The following is an 18,949-nucleotide window of genomic DNA, read 5'->3' on the forward strand; positions in this document are numbered from 1 at the left end:
GGGCCGCGCCCCGCAAGTCAGTCCAGCGCGTCCAGAACCCCGCCCGCCACGCGCGCGGTGTCCGACCAGCTCGGCAGCGCCGCCCCCGCCCGTGCGGCGGCGGCCGCCCGTGCGGCACGCTGGGCCGGGTCGGTCAGCATGCAGCGCAGCGCCTGCGCCAGCGCGGGCGCATCGTCGGGTGCGACCAGCAGGCCCGCATCGGCCGGAACCGTTCCCGGCACCGCGCCCGCGCGCGTGCTGACGATGGGCAGGCCATGGGACAGCGCCTCGTCAAAGACGATGCCGTAACCCTCGTACCGGGTCGCCAGCGCAAAGATCGAGGCCTTTCGGTACAGGTCCGCCAGGCGATCCGCCCCGACCCGCCCGGCCAGTTCCAGCCGTCCATCCAGTCCGCTGGCGGCGATCTGCGCCTGCAGGTCGGCAACATGGGCTGCGTCCCAGGGGTTGCCCACGATCACCGCCTGCCAGTCCAGATCGGCCAGCGCCGCCAGCGCGGCGATCAGCACGTCATGGCCCTTGCGCGGGTGCAGGATGCCCACCGACAGGATCAGCGGCGGGTCCTGTGGTGTGGCGGGCTGTTCCGGGCGGTCGGTGCCGGGGCGGGCGACGGTGATCCGGTCGGCGGGCACGTCATAGCGGTCGACCAGCATGTCGCGCGTATGCGGGCTGGGCACGATCACGTGGTCCGCATGGGCCAGGTTCGCGCGCTCGGTCCGCCACAGATGGTCGGCCAGATCGGCAGGCAGCGCGCTTTCCTGGGCCAGGGGATGATGGATCATCGCCACGATGGGCGCGCGGATCGCGACCACCCCCTGCGGGTCCAGCGCGCCAAAGGCCAGCCCGTCGATGATCACCGGCCGATCCGCGGGCACCGCCTGCAGCGCGTCGAGCGCCTGGCGCATGTCGCTGTCGGACGGGGTCGGAAAGCTGTCGGGCAGGGCCAGGACATCGACATGCCGGCCCTGGTCGCGCAGCCCCTGGACCATGCGGCGGTCGTAGATATAGCCGCCGGTCAGGGTGGTGATGTCGCCCGGCAGGGCAAAGGTCAGGGTCTTTGGGTCGGTCACGGGTCTGCCTGTATGGCTGCGGGGGCGGGACGGTTGACGCGGCGCTGCGCCAACAGGACCAGCAGCCCCGGCAGGGTGCTGGCCAGAAACATCAGGCCGAAGGCCAGGCTGGCGGCAAGCCCCGCCTGCGCGCTGGCGCCGATCAGGGGGAACAGCCCGGCGGCCGCACCCTCGCGCAGACCCCAGCCGCTGACGGTCAGCGGCAGGATCATGGTCAGCAGAATCAGCGGCACCAGAACGGCGGTCTCGACCGGGGACATCATCGTGCCGGTGGCCGCGGCGCAGAAGGCAAAGGCCGCAAGGTTGGCCCCGGTGATCGCCAGGTTCAGCGCCACCTGACGCGGCAGGGCGCCCGGCGCCAGCAGCGTGACGCGCAACGCGCCCCGCAGATCGCGTGCGGCGGTGCCTGCGCGCCCAGGCAGCTGTCCCGCACCGCCGATGGCCAGCATCGCGATCAGCGCGACGCTCAGCAACGCGCCGATCAGGCCCATGACCCAGGACGGCAGTGTCAGCCCGCCCGGCATCAGCGTCACGGTCAGCGCACCCGCCGCCAGCACCAGGAACAGCGCGACCTGGCCCGCCAGGCGCTCGATCGCGACGGCGGCGCCGGCGCGGCGCAGGCCCGCCTGATGACGCGCGCGGACCGCGCGGCCGGCATCGCCCACGACACCGCCGGGCAGCGACTGGTTGACGACCTGCGCCAAGTAGTATTCGCCGATGGCCCGGGTGAGGGGGATGGTCTGGCCAAGCTGCCGCGCCGTCAGCCGCCAGCGCATTGCCGACAGCACCGTCTGCGCCGTCAGGGCCAGTGCTGCGGCCGCCAGCCACAGCGGATCGGCACGCACCAGCAAGTGCAGCGCCTGCTGGCCGTCCAGGCCGAACCACAGGAGCGCCATCACTGCCAGGGCGACCAGGATTTGAAGACTGCGTGTCACGTTCATGCAGGAGGCACGTTCAGGGACCCGGAAAAGTTGCGCATGAAGCGGTCGCGAAGTGCTTCCATCGGCATCGCCGGGCTGCCCGGTTCCGGGATCAACCCCCGCGTCAGGCCCCAACCGTCGGTCCGCGCGACCAGATCGGGCGGGCCGATGACGTGGATCGGAACCTCTCGGCGGTCGTCCAGGCCGATGGTGGTGGCGGCCTGGTGATCGCCGACCAGGATCATCAGGGGCGCGTCCTCTCCTTGCCGCGCGGCATAGTCCAGCACCGCCTGCAGCGTATAGTCGATCGTGTCCCGATACTGGGCCCGCACCCGGTCGCGGTCGCGCCAGACGACGTTCGGCGGATCGCCCGCTTGCGCCATCGCGTCGAATTCGGTGCCGTCGCCCAGATCCTCCCAGGGCAGCATTTCGGGGACCGGGGTCCAGGGCGCGTGGGACGAGATCAGGGCGATCTGCGCGAACAGGCGGCGCGGGTCGCTGCCGTCGCGCAACAGGCGGTCGGTGGCGGCCAGCGTGAACTGATCGGGCATGGTGACCCAGTTGAACGGCTGCCCGCGATAGCCCAGGTCGGGCGCGGCCAGGATCCGCTGGAAGCCCATCGTCGACGCCTCGGGCCAGGGACGGACGATGGCGGGCATCACGGCCGCGGTACGGAACCCGGCATCGGCGGCGTGGTGGAACAGTGTCCGGCGCCCGCTGGCGATGGCCGCCTGATAGCGCGTCTGGTCATTGACCCACAGCCCGTTAGCCAGCGTCGCATGCGCCAGCCAGCTTTGTCCGCCATGCGTCGGCGACGTCAGGAACCCCGATGCCATGGCCAATCCGTGATCCTGCAGCACCTGTTGTCCCTGGCGCAGCCGGGGCAGATGCGTGTCGGCAAAGAAGGGCGTGTCAAAGCTGGTGCGACCATAGCTTTCCAGAAAGATCACCAGAACGTCGCGGTCGATCAGCGCCAGCGGATCCTGCAGCCCGGCCAGCGTATCCTGGCGCGCCTGTTCGTTGAACTGGCGCAGCTCTGTCACGGTGCGTGCCGACAGCTGAGCGCGGTCGATGGCATAGGCGGCCGTCGGGGGCGGCATTAACGCCAGCAGCGCGATCCCCGCGACAGAGGCTGCCAGACCGGCGATCCGCATCCAGGCGGGACGCGGGGCCCGGCGCATCAGCACGCCCATCGCCCACCATGTGCCCGCAACGATAAGCAACGTGGCCAGAAGCGCGGCCAGAACCGCACCCGCCGCCTGCCAGGGGCCCAGGCTGCCGGCGATCAGCCGGACGGATGCATCGATCAGGGGCAGGTCCGCGACCGGATTGAACCTGCGGCCCAGACTTTCGAGCATCGCCAGGTCCGCGACCTTCAGCACGGTGACCAGCGTCAGGGCCAGGGTCGCCGCCACGCGCAGCAGCCGCCCCGCGACCGTCCGGCCCGCGGCCAGCGCCAGCAGGATCAGCACCGCCAGCTCCGGCGCCGGGCGTGCCAGCGCGGCCCAGGCCAGTTGATCGGGATGCGCGGGCAGCGCCAGCAGGACGTGCAGCAGCAGGATGGCGGCAAGGACCGACAAGGGCCGGGGGGTCACCGATGGCCCCGCAACCACAGCACGTCGCGTCCAAAGGACCAGATCAGCGCCGCCGCCGCGATCCGCGCCAGGGTGATCGCAAGATCGTCCGACAGGACCGGCACCTGAAGCGCGATCAGCGTCGCAAGCTGCAGCACGCAGACGGCCTTGCGGGCATAGCTGACCGGCAGCGGCGCCATGATCCACGGCCAGACCAGCCCCGCCCCGATGAACAGATAGCGCATGACGCCCAGGGCCAGGATCTCGGGTCCGACGGGGCTGCCGGCCAGGGCGTGCAGCGCCAGGATCAGGGCCAGCGCGGCGTCGACCTCCATGTCGAAACGGGCGCCGAAATCGGAGCACAGCCCGCTGCGCCGCGCCAGCCAGCCATCCACCCCGTCCAGCGTCAGTGATATGGTCGCGATCGCCGCCACTGCCCAGCCCGCCGCGACCCCGCCGACCAGGGGCGCGATCAACGCCGTCGTCAGCGCCATGCGCATCAGCGTCACCGCGTTGCACGACCCAAGCCTGGCATGCGGATAATGCCTGCGCATTGCAACGCAGACCAGCGCGGCCCCCGCCAGATAGACGACGCCCGCGACCAGGGCACCCGTGCCCTGGCCCAGGACCATCACGCCGATGCCCAGGTTCAGGGCCAGCCCCGCGGGAATGGCCAGGATCAACCCCTCGGGCAGGCGGTGGCCTGCGGCGGGGGCCGGTCTGACGGTGGGATCGGCAAGGTCGGGGCGGGAAATCTGCATCGGGTGAACATATGACAGGGGCATGACGCGTCAAGCTGACTTCTGAACAGGCTTGCCTCAGCACGATCCCGGGCTATCCTGTCGCGACAGGAGGGCTGCGCCATGGATCATCGACCCGCAGGCTATGGCACCACGGCGCGGATGCTGCACTGGCTGGTCGCGGCGCTGATCCTGGCGATGATCCCGGTGGGTCTGCTGATGGTGCAGGACGGGTTGGACCGCGGCCTGGGGGACGCGCTGTACCTGTTTCACAAGAACGTGGGCAGCCTGCTGATCGTCATCATCGCGCTGCGGCTGGTCTGGCGGCTGACGCATCCGCCCGCGCCGCTGCCCGCGACCATGCCCGACTGGCAGCGGCGGGTGGCGGGGCTGTCGCATCTGGCGCTGTACGGACTTATGGTCGTGATGCCGCTGTCGGGATACATCCGCGTGCGCGCGGGCGGCTTTCCGATCGAAGGGCTGGATGCGCTTGGCCTGCCGACGCTGGTCCCCCGGTCAAAGCCCCTGGCCGACGCCGCCAGCAGCCTGCACGAACTGGCGGCCTGGGCGCTGATGGCGGTGTTGGCCCTGCATGTGGGCGCGGCGCTGCACCATGCGCTGATCCGGCGCGACGGGGTCTGGGCACGGATGTGGCCGCCGCGGGCGCGCTGAGCCCTCGACAGGACCGTCCGGTTTGGATATGGCCATGCGGCGCGAATGACGGGGACCGTCGGGTCGCACCGGATTATCAAATATTGATCACAGGCGGTTGAACGAAAGGTCCTGTCGCGGCGTTCGACGGTGACGTCGAAAATGCCGCCGACCAGGAGAGATCGTGACCAAGACCCAAGACCTGACGATTCTGGTCGTCATCGCAGCGGCCCTTGCCGGCGTGTTTACCCTCGATCTGATGGTGCCGTTGGGGACGGCGGTCTGGCTGATCTATATCCTGCCGTTGAGTCTTGCAGTCTTCGCGCGCTGGCCCGCGCTGCCGGTGGCCACGGCCGTGCTGGTCTGCGTGGCGATGGCGCTGGCGTTCCAGAAGGACAACACCGGCATCGATCCGACCGTGGCAGCCGTGAACCGCGGCTTGGCCGGGATCGTGTATCTGTGCCTGGGATTTCTGGGGCGAAGGCTGATCGTCACCCGCGGCAAGCTGCTGGACACCGACTGGATCACCGGCACCCAGGTCGCGGTGTCCCGTGCCGTCCAGGGCGACCTGACCGCGGAAAAGCTGGCCCGCCAGGTCCTGCAGGTTCTGGCCGACCGGATCGGCGCGCGGGCCGCCGTCGCCTATGCCCGTAATGGACATGGCCACCTGCGGCTGGCGCAATGGGGCACCGACGGTGACGCCCTGGCGGAACGCGTGGCGGATGACGAAGGCCATCTGGGCCGCGCCGTCACCGAAGGTCGCATCCTGCAGATGTCCCTTGCGCCGGACCAGGCGCTGGGCTGGGCGACGGGACTGGCGCGGGGGCGCACGGCGCATGCGCTGATCGTGCCGATGCGGGACGGGCAGCTGATCAACGGCGTGCTGGAGTTCGGGCTGGATGCCGCCCCGCCGCCTCGCGTGATCGACCTGTTCGAGCGTATCGGAGACAAGCTGGGCATCGCGCTGCGGTCCGCCCAGTATCGCCAGCAGCTGCAGGAATTGCTGGAGGAGACCCGCCGTCAAGCCGAGGAGTTGCGCGCCCATACCGAGGAGCTTGCGGCGTCCAACGAAGAGCTGGAGGAGCAGACCCGCGCTCTGCAGGACAGCCAGCGCCGGTTGGAGGCACAGCAATCAGAGCTGGAAGAACAGAACGCCCAGCTTGAAAGCCAGACGCAGGAGCTGGAGGAACAGCGCGATGCGCTGGCCCGGTCGCGCCGGATGCTGGAGGATCAGGCGCAGGAGCTGGCGCAGGAGAGCCGCTACAAGTCCGAATTCGTCGCCAACATGTCGCACGAGCTGCGCACGCCGCTGAACGCGCTGCTGATCATGTCGCGGCTGCTGTCGGACAACCGCGGCCGCAACCTGTCCGAGGAGCAGGTCCGTTGGGCCGAGACGATCGAGGCATCGGGCAAGGATCTGCTGGCGCTGATCAACGACATCCTGGACTTGTCCAAGATCGAATCCGGCAAGATGGACGTGTCGCGCGACACGGTCGAGCCGCAGGCGCTGGCCGACAAGCTGGTGCGCGCCTTCGAGGCGCAGGCCCGCGACAAGGGGCTGACCCTGTCGGCGCAGGTCGATCCCAAGGTCGCGGCGTTCTCCTCCGACCGGCAGCGTCTGGAGCAGGTGCTGCGGAACTTCATCTCGAACGCGCTGAAATTCACCGAACGGGGGCAGGTGGTGCTGCATATTTCCCCGGCGGCGCAGGGGATCGCGCTGTCGGTGCAGGACAGCGGCATCGGCATCGACGCCAGCCAGCAGGAGACCGTGTTCGAGGCGTTCCGGCAGGCGGACGGCACCATCTCGCGCCGCTTCGGCGGAACAGGGCTGGGCCTGTCGATCTGCCGTGAACTGGCCGATCTGCTGGGCGGGCGCATCACGCTGACCAGCGCGCCCGGCAAGGGCAGCACCTTCACGCTGATCCTGCCCGCCGCCCCGGCGCTGCAATCGCCGGCACCTGCGCGGCGGTCCTTGCCCGCGCCCACGATGCCCGAACCCGCGCCGATGATGCTGGACGCCCTGCCGGGGGTCGAGGACGACCGCGCGGACATCGGCGCCGGCGACCGGGTGATGCTGGTGGTCGAGGACGATCCGGCATTCGCCCGCATCCTCTATGGTCTGGCGCAGGAGCTGGGCTTCCGCTGCGTCTGCGTGGGCCGGGCGGATGACGCGGTGCGTGCGGCGCGCCATTTCCTGCCGCAGGCGATCGTGATGGATGTGGGCCTGCCCGACCATTCGGGCCTGTCCGCGTTGGACCGGCTGAAGCGCGACACGACCACGCGACACATCCCGGTGCACATGGTCTCGGCCGACGATTACACCAAGGAGGCGCTGGCACAGGGCGCCATTAGCTATATGATGAAACCGGTGCGGCGCGACGACCTGGCCACTGCGATCCGCAACCTGGAGACCCGCCTGGAACAGCGCCTGCGCCGCGTGCTGATCGTCGAGGACGATCCCGCGCAGATGCTGGGCCTGAAGGCGCTGCTGACCAGCGACGGGGTCGAGACGGTGGGCGCCGGTACCGCCGCCGAGGCACTGCAGATCTGCCGCAGCCAGACGGTCGACTGCATCGTCCTGGACATGACGCTGCCGGATGCATCGGGGTTCGAGGTGCTGGAGCAGCTGGACGGGGACGGCACGGCGTCCTTCCCGCCGGTCATCGTCTATACTGCGCGCGCCTTGTCCGAGGCCGAGGAGCAGCGCCTGCGCCGCTATTCGAAATCGATCATCATCAAGGGCGCAAAATCGCCCGAGCGCCTGATCAACGAGGTCACGCTGTTCCTGCATCAGGTCGTCTCCGATTTGCCGCAGAAACAGCGCGACATGCTGGCCGCGTCGCTGAACCGCGATGCGCAGCTGGAGGGGCGCCGCATCCTGGTGGTCGAGGACGACATCCGCAACGTCTATGCCCTGACCGGCGTGTTCGAGCCGCATGGCGCGACCGTGCAGATTGCCCGGAACGGCCGCGAGGCGCTGGAGGCCCTGGGCCGCATCAACGACGGTGCCGCCCCCAAGATCGACCTGGTGCTGATGGACGTGATGATGCCCGAGATGGACGGCCTGACCGCCACGCGCGAGATCCGCAAGATCGACCGATGGAAGGGCCTGCCCATCATCATGCTGACCGCCAAGGCGATGGCCGAGGATCAGAACCAGTGCCTGGCGGCGGGGGCAAACGACTATCTGCCCAAACCCCTGGATGTCGACAAGCTGCTGTCGCTGACCCGGGTCTGGATGCCGCGATGAGCGTCGATCCCGTCCCCCTGCGCGCGGCCGACGCGATCGAGCTGGACCTGTTCCTGGAGGCGCTGAACCGGCGCCACCATTATGACTTCCGGTCCTATTCGCGCGCATCGCTGGCCCGTCGTGCCGAACTGGCGCGCGAAAGGCTTGGCTGCGCGACCCTGTCCGAGGTGCAGGGCCGCCTGCTGCACGATCCCGCGGTGCTGCCCGACATCATCGACGCGATGACCGTGCAGGTCAGCGAGCTGTTTCGCGATCCGGCCTATTACCTGGCACTGCGCCGCGAGGTGATCCCGCATCTGCGGACCTTCCCCTCGCTCAAGGTCTGGGTGGCGGGCTGTGCCGATGGCGAGGAGCTGTATTCGCTGGCCATCCTGTTCCGCGAGGAGGGGCTGTTCGACCGCACGATGTTCTATGCGACCGAGATCAACCGCCGCGCCCTGGCCCGGGCCGAGGCCGGCATCTATGACATTGATCGCCTGCCGGTCTTCTCGCAGAACTATCAGCGGGCGGGGGGGCTGGGGTCGCTGTCGGATTACTATACCGCCGCCTATGGGCGCGCGGCCTTTGACCGGGGCCTGCGATCGCGCACGGTGTTCACCGAGCACAACCTGGCCACCGACCAGGTCTTTTCCGAGGTCCAGCTGGTGTCGTGCCGGAACGTGCTGATTTATTTCGACGGGACGCTGCAGGACCGCGCCGTGGGCCTGTTCGCCGAGGCGCTGGCGCGGGGCGGCTTTCTTGGCCTCGGCTCTCACGAGACGTTGCGCTTTTCCACCCATGCCGCGTCCTTCGCGGCCTTTGCCGAACCGGACCGGATCTGGCGCCGGAATGCCGACCAGGAGACTGTTCATGCCCGATAGACCCATCCGTTTCCTGATCGTCGACGACATCGCGGAAAACATCATGGCGCTGGAGGCGCTGCTGCGGCGCGACGGGCTGGTGGTCGACACCGCGCGGTCCGCGACCGAGGCGCTGGAACTGATGCTGCAGCATGATTACGCGCTGGCCTTTCTGGACGTGCAGATGCCCGGCACCGACGGCTATGAGCTGGCGGAGCTGATGCGGTCCACCGAACGCACCCGCGGCGTGCCCATCATCTTCGTCACCGCCGCCGAAATGGACGAGGCCCGCAGGTTCCGCGGGTACGAGGCGGGGGCGGTCGACTATATCTTCAAGCCTATCGACCCCGTGGTGCTGAAATCCAAGGCCGAGGTGTTCTTCCGCATCGGCCGCCAGGCCAAGGACCTGCAGCGCCAGCGCGACGAGATGCAGGACATCGCGCTGCACCGCGACCGCGCGATGGCGCAACTGAAGGCCCATGCCGACAATTCGCCGCTGGCCTTCGTCACGCTGGACCGGAACCTGTGCGTGCGCAGCTGGTCCAAGGGGGCCGAACGCATGTTCGGGCGGCCCGCGGGCGACATGCTGGGCATGACCGCCACCGCGGCGGGCTGGCTGGACGAACAGGGGGCCACACTGCTGACCGGCTGGCTGGACAGCCAGCAGGATGGCGTGCCGCGCTTCTCGGCCGAGATCAGCCTGGATCACGCCGATATCGGCCCGATCTGCTGTGAGGTCTATGGATCGGTCCTGTCCGAGGGTCTGAACCGCCAATCGCTGTCGCTGCAGGTCCAGGACATCACCGAACGAAAGCAGTCCGAAGAGGTCCGCGCCCTGCTGATCGGAGAGCTGAACCACCGCATCAAGAACACTCTGGCCAACGTTCAGGCCATCGCCCGCCAAAGCCTGCGCCAATCCGGCAGCCTGCCCGAGTTCGAGACCAGCTTTGGCGGACGCCTGCAGGCGCTGGCCCGCGCCCATTCGATCCTGTCGGATGCGACCTGGGCCAGCGCGCCGCTGGATCAGCTGATCGACGACCAGATCAGTTCGGGCACGCTGGACGGCGACCGGCTGCGCCGCGACGGCCCGCCGGTGGAACTGGCCCCCGACACCATGCTGCGCCTTGCGCTGACGCTGCACGAACTGGGCACGAATGCCGCGAAATACGGTGCGTTGTCGGTTCCGGGCGGGATCGTGCACATCGCCTGGCGCCTTGAGGGGCAGCGCCTGGTCCTGACCTGGCGCGAGACGGGCGGCCCGGCGGTCACCGCGCCGTCGCGCATGGGCTTCGGCATGACGCTGATCGGGGCGGCCGGGGGCGGCGATGCGGCGGCGGTCAGCGCCGACTGGAACCCCGACGGGGTCGTCTGGACCATCCGCCTGACCGACGGCGTGACCCGGCTGGCGGGTCACGCCGCCACCGCCGAGGCGCTGGTTGGCCAGCCCGTCATCCGCGCATCGACGCTGGAGGGCGCGCGCGTCCTGCTGGTCGAGGACGAGCCGCTCGTCGCGCTGGACCTGCGCTATGAGCTGGAGGATGCCGGAGCCACCGTCACCGGCGTCGCCCGCAGCGTCCCCGAGGCGATGGCCGCTGCCCGGAACGGGCCGATCGACCTGGCCCTGCTGGACGGCAACCTGAAGGGAGAGCCGGTGGACGAGGTCGCGGCCCTGTTCGACAGCCTTTCGGTGCCGTTCTGCTTCGTGTCGGGCTATGGCCGTGAGAACCTGCCGCAGGGGTTCGACCATGCGCCGCTGATCGAAAAGCCGTTCCGCCCCGACACGCTGCGCACGATCCTGACCGCGCTTCTGGCGCGCGGGGTGCCAGACGCCGCGGAATAAGGATGCCGTCCTGCCCGATGCGCGTCCCGACCGCCGCGGTCCGTGCGCATCGGCCGGGGCTGGGCCTGCGTTCCGGCAGGCTGCGCGGCGCGCGAACGGCCGTTCCGGGCGGGATCGCCGTGCGGCTGCGGCACGGCTTGCGCCCGGCGGCCGTTTCGGGCAGGACCGCGCCCTGACTTTTGGCAAGCATGCAGGATGCGGATGACCGGCGCGGCGATAACCTTCGAAGGGCTGGGCAAGTCCTTTCCCAAGGCGGGAGGGCAGGTGACGGCGCTGGCCGACATCACCCTGTCGGTCCCTGAGGGCAGCATCACCGGCATCATCGGCCGGTCCGGCGCGGGCAAATCCACGCTGCTTCGCATGGTGAACGGGCTGGAGCGGCCGACGACGGGCCGCGTCACGGTCTCGGGCCGCGACGTGGGCACCGCCACCGGGTCCGCGCTGCGCGCGATCCGGCGCGATGTCGGGATGATCTTCCAGCACTTCAACCTGCTGGCCTCGCGCACGGTGCGGGGCAACATCGCCCTGCCGCTGGAGGTCGCGGGCACGCCGCGCGGCCAGATCCGCGCCCGCGTCGACCAGCTGATCGAGCAGGTAGGCCTTGGCGCGCTGGCCGACCGCTATCCGGCGGAACTGTCGGGCGGGCAGAAGCAGCGCGTGGGCATCGCGCGCGCGTTGGCCACCGGCCCCAAGGTCCTCCTGTCGGACGAGGCGACCAGCGCGCTGGACCCCGAGACCACGCAGACCGTCCTGGACCTGCTGGCCCAGATCAACCGCGACCTGGGCGTCAGCGTCCTGCTGATCACGCATGAGATGGCCGTGCTGCGCGACATCGCGAGCCACATGGCGGTGATCGAGGCGGGCCGCATCGTCGAGGCCGGTCCGACCTACGACATCTTCGCCCGGCCCGAACATGCCACGACACGGCGCTTCCTGTCCGGCGTCACCGGGGCCACGCTGCCGGCCTTCGTCGCGGCGCGGCTGCAGACCGATCCGCCGGGCGACCAAGTGATCCGCGTGACCTTTGCGGGTTTGCATGCGACCGACCCGATGCTGGCGCGGCTGGCGACCGATCTGGGCATCAGCGCCAACATCCTGGGCGGCACCATCGAGGAGATCGGCACGCGCCCCTTCGGCAACCTGCTGATCTCGGTGCCCCAGGACCGGGGCGATCAGGCCCGCGCCTTCCTTGAGCAACACGGTCTGACCACGGAGGTGCTGGGCCATGTCCGCTAACCTGATCCCGATCCTGTGGGACGCGACGCTGCAGACGCTCTACATGGTCGCCATCTCGGCGATCCTGGGGACGTTGGGCGGGCTGCCCCTGGGCGTGTTCCTGGCCTGCTCTCAGCGGGGGGAACTCCTGAGCGCGCCTTGGATCAACAAGGTGCTGGGGCTGGCGGTGAACGCCACGCGTTCGGTCCCGTTCATCATCCTGGTGGTGGCGATCATCCCCTTCACGCGGGCCTTGGTCGGCACGTCGATCGGCACGGACGCGGCGATCGTGCCGCTGACCCTGGCCGCCATCCCCTTCATCGCGCGGCTGGTCGAGAACGCCATCCGCGAGGTCGATGCCGGCCTGATCGAGGCGGCCCGCGCCATGGGGGCGACGCCCTTCCAGATCATCCGCAAGGTGCTGATCCCCGAGGCGCTGCCCGGCATCACCCTGGGCCTGACCTTGGCCGTGGTCAGCCTGATCGGCTATTCCGCGATGGTCGGCGCGGTCGGCGGGCAGGGTCTGGGCGATCTGGGCATCCGCTATGGATACCAGCGCTTCATGCCCGAGGTCATGGCCGCCGTCGTCGTCATCCTGATCGTGCTGGTGCAGCTGGTCCAGTCGCTTGGCGAATGGATCGCGGCCCGCGTCGACCGCCGCGCGCCCCGCAACCGCGGCGCCTGAATTTCCCGCAGACAAGAAAGGACGAATCCCATGCTGCGTCTGACAACCTTCGTATCCGCCATCGCCCTCTCCACCGCCGCCATGGCCTCCGTCGCCATGGCCGAAGACATCAAGGTCGGCGTGTCCCCCGGCGAACATGGCGAGATCATGGAGAAGGTGGCCGAGGTCGCCGAACCCCTGGGCCTGACCATCGAGGTCATCGAGTTTTCCGACTACGTCGTGCCGAACCAGGCGCTGGCCGATGGCGATCTGGATGCCAACAGCTTCCAGCACCGCCCCTATCTGGAGAACCAGATGAAGGACCGCGGCTTCGCGCTGGTCGAGGTCGGCACCACTATCACCACGCCAGTGGGGATCTATTCCGACAAGGTCGAGGACATCGCCGAGCTGCCCGAGGGCGCGCAGGTCGCGATCCCGAACGATCCGACCAATGGCGGCCGCGCGCTGCTGATCCTGCAGGATCTGGGCCTGATCACCCTTGCCGAGGGCACGGGCCTGGTTCCCAGCCCGCTGGATGTCAGCGACAACCCCAAGGGTCTGCAGTTCCTGGAGCTGGACGCGGCGCAGCTGCCCCGCGCGTTGGCCGATGCCGACATCGCGGTGATCAACACCAACTATGCACTGGCCTCGGGCCTGTCCCCGCGCGAGGATGCCATCGCCATGGAAAAGGCCGACAGCCCCTATGTGAACATCCTGGTCGTCCAGCAGGGCCGCGAGGCCGAGCCCTGGGTCAAGACCCTGGTCGAGGCGTACCAGTCGCCCGAGGTCAAGGCCTTCATCGACGAGAAATACGACGGGGCCGTCATCACCTCGTGGTGATCGCCCGGGGCCGTCCTTCGAGGCGGCCCCTTTCCGTCAGACGCTGCACCGCGCCTGCCGCGGCGAACAGCGCCAGCCCCATCGCCGTCAGCACGGCCAGGGCCGCGAACATCAGGTCGGTCTGACCCCGCCCGTTCGCCATCAGCATCACATGGCCCAGGCCCCGGCTGGAGCCGACCCATTCGCCCACGATCACCGCCAGCGGCGCCTGCACCGCCGCCAGCCGCAGCCCCGACCCAAGCGCGGGCAGGGCGGCGGGCAGCTGGATCAGCGTCAAGCGCCGCAGGGGCCTTGCGCCCATCGACCGCGCCAGATCGTCCAGCGCGGCGGGCGGGCGCATCAGCGCGTCGAACAGCACCGACGCCACCGGGAAATAGACCACCAGCGCCACCATGACGACCTTGCTGGGCGCGCCGTAGCCCAGCCACAGCGTCAGGATCGGGGCCAGCGCAAAGACCGGCACCGCCTGAGCCGCGATCAGCATCGGTCGCAGCAGCCACCGTGCCGCGGGCGACAGCGCCAGATTGACCGCCGTCCCGACCCCAAGCGCCACCCCCAGGGCCAGCCCCGCCGCCAGATTGGCCAGCGTGAAGCGCGCATTCACCGCCAGCATCGCGGCGTGATCCATCAGTGCCTGCGCCACCCGCGCGGGACCGGGCAGGATGAAGGGCGGCACGCCGCTGGCCCAGACCACGCCCTGCCAGACCGACAGCGCGACCAGGACCGCGATCAGGCCGCGCATGGCATCAGGCTGCGAAACAGCGCGGCCTGGGCCGCCAGAACCTGCGGATCGTCCAGCGCGCGCGGCGTGGGCGTCGCGGGCAGGGCCAGCGGGCGGGCTCCCCGGGCATCCAGCAGGAAGGCCGCGTGGCACAGCCGCGCGGCCTCGAGCGGGTCGTGGGTGATCAGGATGACGGTGCGCCCGGCCAGGTGCCGCGCCGCCAGATCCTGCATCTGCGCCCGCGTGGCGGCGTCCAGCGCCGAAAACGGCTCGTCCAGAACGACGACCGGGCGATCCTCGATCAGGGTGCGGGCCAAGGCCACGCGCTGACGCTGGCCGCCCGACAGCTGGGCGGGGCGACGCCCCTCCAGCCCCGCCAGGCCCAGATCGGCCAGCAGGGCGCGGGCGCGGGCGCGGTCGGGCGCCTGCCCACGCAGCCGCGCGCCGATGGTGACATTGGCCAGCGCGTTGGCCCAAGGCAGCAGCTGATCCTGCTGGCCCATCAGGGTGACCGGGCCCGCGACATCCGCCGCCCCGGCCAGACGCGCGGCCACGGGCAGGCCCGCCACGATCCGGCCCAGGGTCGACTTGCCCACCCCCGACGGCCCCATCAGCGCCGTCCAGCGCCCCGGAGGACAGTCCAGCGCCAGATCCGGCAGCAGCACCCGCCCGTCCAGGATCAGATCGCCCGTGATGCGGATCATGTCCGGTCCAGCCCCATCTGCCAGAATCCGACCTCCAGCTGGGTGGCCTGTGTGAAATGGCGCGCCAGCGTCCACGCGCGGGGCAGGGCGGGCCAGTCAGGGCCCAACCGCGCCTCCAGCGCCGCGTCGATCAGCGCGCCGACATCATGGCAGACGCGCTGATAGTCGGCGCCGCCATAGGTCGCGGTCCATTCGCCATAGGGGCCGCCGCTGTCCGCATGCGCCAGCCCGATCTGGCCATAGCCGAAGACGCAAGGTGACAGCGCCGCCAGCAGGTCCAGCATGTCGCCCGCATAGCCGGTGGCCTGCACGAACCGCGTATAGGCCATGTTCGCTGGCGATTCCGGGGTCCGCTGCAGCGTCTCCTCGGAGATGCCCTCGCGGCCGCAGATCGCGACATGCAGCGGCATCTCTCCGTTCAGCAGCCCATGCGCGATGGATGAGGCCAGCGCCATCTCCGACATCCGGTCGGACTTGGCAAAGACCAGCGCCCAGGACCGCGCAAAATGCAGAAGGAAGACGTAATCCTGCTGCAGGTAATGCAGGAAGCTGTCGCGGGGCAGGCTGCCCGCCGCCAGCTGGCGCACGAAGGCGTGGTCCACATAGGCGTCCCAGTGCGCCCCCGCCGCGTCCCGCCACAGCGCGAAGGCGCGGCCATAGTCGGGCGCGCTCATGGTGCGGTCACGTCGATGGCCAGATCGGACAGCGACTGTCCGCCCGGCGTGGCGCCCCGATCGGCCAGGAAAGCCTCGAAGCGCAGATACCGGCCCGCGTCCAGCGCCGCGGGGCGCCCGGCAAAGCGGGGCCAGGTGTCGGCCCACGCGGCCTCGTTCAGGGGGGTGCGCAGTTCGGCGGCGGTCTCCGCGAAGATCCGCCACGCCGCGTCGGGGTCGTTCTTGATGAAGGCCGTCGCGCGTTCCGTGGCCTCCAGAAAGGCCGCGACGGCGGCGCGGTCCATGCGGGCGGGATCGGCCAGATAGATCAGCTCGTCATAGGCCGGAATGCCGTGATCCTCGGGGTTCAGGCAGCGGCCCTCGAACCCCTCCAGCCGCAGCTGGTTCAGCTCGAAGTTGCGGAAGGCGCCGATGACGCCGTCCACCTGTCCCGACATCAGCGCAGGCGCGATGGACCAGCCGACGTTGATCTGTTCGACATCGTCGGGGGCCAGCCCGCCATCGGTCAGCATGGCGTCCAGCATCACCTCCTGCACGCCCGCCACGGCAAAGCCGACCTTGCGGCCGGACAGGTCGGCAGGGGTCGTGATACCGCTGTCGGCCAGCACGACCAGGCAGGTCAGCGGCGTTTCCACCAACGTGCCGACGCGGGTCACCGGCAAGCCCTGGTGGCGGGACAGGTGCAGCTGCGGCTGATAGCTGACGGCCAGATCGACGCGCCCGGCGGCGACCATGCGCGGCGGATCGTTGGGGTCGGACGGGGCCACGGTCTGAACCGCCAGGCCGGCATCCGCGAAATAGCCCAGTTCCTGAGCCAGCACGATGGGCGCGTGGTCGGGGTTCACGAACCAGTCCAGCATCACCGTCAGGCGGGTTTCGGCATGGGCGGGCAGGGCCAGCACGGCCAGCGCCAGGGTCAGCGTCTTCATGGGCGTCCTTTCAGGTCGTCATCGGTCAGGGCCAGCAGGGCGATGCGCCCCGACCAGCGTGATTGCAGCACCTGCCCGGCATTGTGCGCGCGCAGGCCGGTGCGACAGGCCAGCACCACCCGCGTGGCAGGGCCGGGGTCCAGATGCGCGATGCGGTCTGGAGGCAGGTGGCGGGCGCCGGCGATGGGCGCGGCCTCGGTCCGCAGGTCGATCAGCAGGTCGCCGGGGGCGATCTGGGCGTGGGCGATGAAGGGCAGGGGGTCGGCGGATTCGGGCGCGGTGTCGAAGCGGAAGCCGCCCATCCGCCAGCCGCCTGCGTCCCAGCTGATCAGCCGCCCCAAGGGCCGAGGGTCCAGGCCCAGCAGCACGGCCAGCGCCATCTGCGCCTGCAGCGCTCCGATCATCCCGACGACGGGGCCCAGCACACCCGCGCTGGCACAGCTGGCGGCCTGCGCGGGCAGGTCGGGAAAAATCGCGCGCAGGCTGGGCGCCCCGCCGCAGCAGCCCGCGGCATAGCCCGACAGGCCAAGCGCAGAGGCGGTGATCATCGGCCTGCCCGCCGCCATGCAGGCATCAGACAGCGTCAGGCTGACCGCAAAGCTGTCGGCGCAATCCAGCGTCACGTCGGCTGCCTGCACCAGATCGCTCGCGTTGGCCGGGGTCAGCCATTCCACACGCGGCACCACCTGACAGTCGGGGTTCAGCACCGCCAATGCGGCCGCCGCGGCCTGGGCCTTGGGTCGGCCCACCTGGTCCATGCGGTACAGGGGCTGGCGGTGCAGGTTCGTCTCCTCCACGCGGTCGGGATCGACCAGGGTGATCCGACCCACTCCCGCGGCGGCCAGGTATTGCAGCGCGGGGCAGCCCAGCCCGCCCGCGCCCACGACCAGCACGTGGGCCTGCGCCAGCCGATCCTGGCCCGCGGCGCCGATGCCCGGAAGCACCATCTGGCGGGCATAGCGGATCATGCCGTCACCGCCAGCCAGTCGGCGATCCGCGCCTCGGGGTCGGGGTTCAGCGTGATGTCGGTCACGGCCGATACGATGTCCGCCCCCGCCGCCAGCGCCTGCGCACCGCGATCGGGGGTCAGCCCGCCGATCGCGACCAACGGAATGTCGCCCACCAGCGCCTTCCATTCGGTGACGCGGTCCAAGCCCTGTTCGTGCCAGCGCATCTTTTTCAGGATCGTGGGCCAGACGGGCCCAAGGGCCACGTAATCGGGGGCCAGCGCCAGCGCACGGTCCAGTTCCGCCCGGTCATGGGTCGAGACGCCAAGCCGCAGCCCGGCGCGGCGGATGGCGGGCAGGTCGGCGTCGTCCAGGTCCTCCTGCCCCAGGTGCAACCAGTCGGCGCCCAGATCGATCGCCGCCTGCCAGTGGTCATTGACGACCAGCGTCGCGCCATGTGCGCGCGCCAGGCGCAGCCCGCGGTCAATCTGGTCGAGGACATAGGCGGGGTCGCGGTCCTTCAGCCGCAGCTGGACCAGCCGGACGCCCAGAGGCAGAACGCGGTCCAGCCATGCGGCATCATCGAAGATCGGATAGAAGCGCGGCAGCGTCACAGCCAGGCCCTCCCGATCAGGGGGGTGGAGGGCGCGCCCATGTCGCGCACCCCCATGGGATCGGCGTCGCGCGCCAAGGCGCCCGCCTGCACGGCCAGCGCAAAGGCGCGGGCCATCGCGACCGGATCGCCCGCCTGCGCCACCGCGCTGTTCAGAAGAACCGCGTCGAACCCCATCTCCATCGCCTCCGCCGCATGGCTGGGCAGGCCAAGGCCCGCGTCGATCACCATCGGCACGTCAGGAAAGGCCGCGCGCAGCATGCGCAGCCCGTGGCGGTTGTTCAGCCCAAGGCCAGACCCGATGGGCGCGCCCCAAGGCATCAGCACCCGGCACCCCGCATCCAGCAGGCGGGCGGCCAGAACCTGATCCTCGGTCGTATAGGGAAACACATGGAACCCCTCGGCGCAGAGCGTCGTCGCGGCCTCCAGCAGGCCGAAGGGATCGGGCTGCAGGGTGTCGGCATGGCCGATCACCTCCAGCTTGATCCAGTCGGTTTCAAAGACTTCGCGCGCCATGCGGGCCGTGGTCACGGCCTCTCGCGCGCTGTGACAGCCGGCGGTGTTGGGCAGCACGCGCACGCCCAGATCGCGGATCAGCGACCAGAAGGCCTGGCCCTGGCCGGCCTCGCGGCGCAGCGACACGGTGGCCACGCCCGCACCGCTGGCGCGGAACGCCTCCTGCAGGACCGACGGGGACGGGTATTGGGCGGTGCCCAGCATCAGCGCGTTGGTCAGGGTGACGCCATAGAAATCACGCATCG

General features: G+C 70.0%; 18 protein-coding genes. 7 read left to right on the forward strand and 11 right to left on the reverse strand.

Annotated features, from left to right (window positions below):
• Positions 1-17: 17 nt before the first annotated feature.
• The 4 genes from SY26_RS01465 to SY26_RS01480 are packed head-to-tail and all read right to left on the reverse strand — an operon-like array spanning position 18 to position 4,322.
• Positions 18-1,067, reverse strand: a complete 1,050-nt coding sequence (locus SY26_RS01465; RefSeq protein ID WP_232303237.1) for a glycosyltransferase family 4 protein — start codon at positions 1,065-1,067, stop codon at positions 18-20.
• The gene (locus SY26_RS01470; protein ID WP_045998988.1) at positions 1,064-2,008 is read right to left on the reverse strand and encodes a lysylphosphatidylglycerol synthase transmembrane domain-containing protein; all 945 of its coding nucleotides are present in this window, start codon (positions 2,006-2,008) and stop codon (positions 1,064-1,066) included. Before SY26_RS01470 ends, SY26_RS01465 begins: the two co-directional genes overlap by 4 nt.
• Complete coding sequence (locus tag SY26_RS01475) at positions 2,005-3,582, reverse strand: sulfatase (protein WP_045998989.1); 1,578 nt, start codon at positions 3,580-3,582, stop codon at positions 2,005-2,007. The genes SY26_RS01470 and SY26_RS01475 overlap by 4 nt, the downstream gene beginning before the upstream one ends.
• The gene (locus SY26_RS01480; protein WP_232303238.1) at positions 3,579-4,322 is read right to left on the reverse strand and encodes a CDP-alcohol phosphatidyltransferase family protein; all 744 of its coding nucleotides are present in this window, start codon (positions 4,320-4,322) and stop codon (positions 3,579-3,581) included. The genes SY26_RS01475 and SY26_RS01480 overlap by 4 nt, the downstream gene beginning before the upstream one ends.
• 102 nt (positions 4,323-4,424) lie before the next feature.
• On the opposite strand from SY26_RS01480, the gene SY26_RS01485 reads away from it, so the two are divergent.
• The 7 genes from SY26_RS01485 to SY26_RS01515 all read left to right on the forward strand — a co-directional run bounded on the left by SY26_RS01485 (position 4,425) and on the right by SY26_RS01515 (position 13,600).
• Positions 4,425-4,973 carry a cytochrome b gene (locus tag SY26_RS01485; protein ID WP_045998990.1) on the forward strand — a complete coding sequence of 183 codons (549 nt, stop codon included), beginning with the start codon at positions 4,425-4,427 and terminating at the stop codon, positions 4,971-4,973.
• Positions 4,974-5,136: 163 nt separating this feature from the next.
• Positions 5,137-8,202 (forward strand): response regulator, encoded by a 3,066-nt coding sequence (locus SY26_RS01490; RefSeq protein ID WP_232303239.1) that lies wholly within the window; start codon positions 5,137-5,139, stop codon positions 8,200-8,202.
• Positions 8,199-9,062, forward strand: a complete 864-nt coding sequence (locus SY26_RS01495) for a protein-glutamate O-methyltransferase CheR (protein ID WP_045981320.1) — start codon at positions 8,199-8,201, stop codon at positions 9,060-9,062. Before SY26_RS01490 ends, SY26_RS01495 begins: the two co-directional genes overlap by 4 nt.
• Positions 9,052-10,881 (forward strand): response regulator, encoded by a 1,830-nt coding sequence (locus SY26_RS01500; RefSeq protein WP_045998992.1) that lies wholly within the window; start codon positions 9,052-9,054, stop codon positions 10,879-10,881. The genes SY26_RS01495 and SY26_RS01500 overlap by 11 nt, the downstream gene beginning before the upstream one ends.
• A 201-nt stretch (positions 10,882-11,082) precedes the next feature.
• Positions 11,083-12,117 (forward strand): methionine ABC transporter ATP-binding protein, encoded by a 1,035-nt coding sequence (locus SY26_RS01505; RefSeq protein ID WP_045998993.1) that lies wholly within the window; start codon positions 11,083-11,085, stop codon positions 12,115-12,117.
• Positions 12,107-12,781 carry a methionine ABC transporter permease gene (locus tag SY26_RS01510; protein WP_045998994.1) on the forward strand — a complete coding sequence of 225 codons (675 nt, stop codon included), beginning with the start codon at positions 12,107-12,109 and terminating at the stop codon, positions 12,779-12,781. The genes SY26_RS01505 and SY26_RS01510 overlap by 11 nt, the downstream gene beginning before the upstream one ends.
• Before the next feature lie 30 nt (positions 12,782-12,811).
• Positions 12,812-13,600, forward strand: coding sequence for a MetQ/NlpA family ABC transporter substrate-binding protein (locus SY26_RS01515; RefSeq protein WP_045998995.1), 789 nt, complete (start codon positions 12,812-12,814; stop codon positions 13,598-13,600).
• Here SY26_RS01515 and SY26_RS01520 read toward each other — a convergent pair.
• The 7 genes from SY26_RS01520 to SY26_RS01550 are packed head-to-tail and all read right to left on the reverse strand — an operon-like array spanning position 13,587 to position 18,947.
• The gene (locus tag SY26_RS01520) at positions 13,587-14,342 is read right to left on the reverse strand and encodes an ABC transporter permease (RefSeq protein ID WP_045998996.1); all 756 of its coding nucleotides are present in this window, start codon (positions 14,340-14,342) and stop codon (positions 13,587-13,589) included. The two genes, SY26_RS01515 and SY26_RS01520, sit on opposite strands and share 14 nt — an antisense overlap.
• On the reverse strand, positions 14,330-15,025 hold the full coding sequence (locus SY26_RS01525) for an ATP-binding cassette domain-containing protein (protein ID WP_052715078.1): 696 nt from the start codon (positions 15,023-15,025) through the stop codon (positions 14,330-14,332). The genes SY26_RS01520 and SY26_RS01525 overlap by 13 nt, the downstream gene beginning before the upstream one ends.
• On the reverse strand, positions 15,022-15,699 hold the full coding sequence (locus SY26_RS01530) for a TenA family protein (RefSeq protein ID WP_045998997.1): 678 nt from the start codon (positions 15,697-15,699) through the stop codon (positions 15,022-15,024). The genes SY26_RS01525 and SY26_RS01530 overlap by 4 nt, the downstream gene beginning before the upstream one ends.
• Entirely contained in the window at positions 15,696-16,628 is a 933-nt protein-coding gene (locus SY26_RS01535) for an ABC transporter substrate-binding protein (protein ID WP_045998998.1), read from the reverse strand. Before SY26_RS01535 ends, SY26_RS01530 begins: the two co-directional genes overlap by 4 nt.
• Complete coding sequence (locus tag SY26_RS01540) at positions 16,625-17,596, reverse strand: HesA/MoeB/ThiF family protein (RefSeq protein WP_045998999.1); 972 nt, start codon at positions 17,594-17,596, stop codon at positions 16,625-16,627. Before SY26_RS01540 ends, SY26_RS01535 begins: the two co-directional genes overlap by 4 nt.
• Complete coding sequence (locus SY26_RS01545) at positions 17,593-18,189, reverse strand: thiamine phosphate synthase (RefSeq protein ID WP_045999000.1); 597 nt, start codon at positions 18,187-18,189, stop codon at positions 17,593-17,595. Before SY26_RS01545 ends, SY26_RS01540 begins: the two co-directional genes overlap by 4 nt.
• Positions 18,186-18,947, reverse strand: coding sequence for a thiazole synthase (locus tag SY26_RS01550; protein ID WP_045999001.1), 762 nt, complete (start codon positions 18,945-18,947; stop codon positions 18,186-18,188). Before SY26_RS01550 ends, SY26_RS01545 begins: the two co-directional genes overlap by 4 nt.
• Positions 18,948-18,949 lie beyond the last annotated feature (2 nt).

Source organism: Paracoccus sp. 228 (assembly GCF_000967825.1).
Classification (GTDB): domain Bacteria; phylum Pseudomonadota; class Alphaproteobacteria; order Rhodobacterales; family Rhodobacteraceae; genus Paracoccus; species Paracoccus marcusii.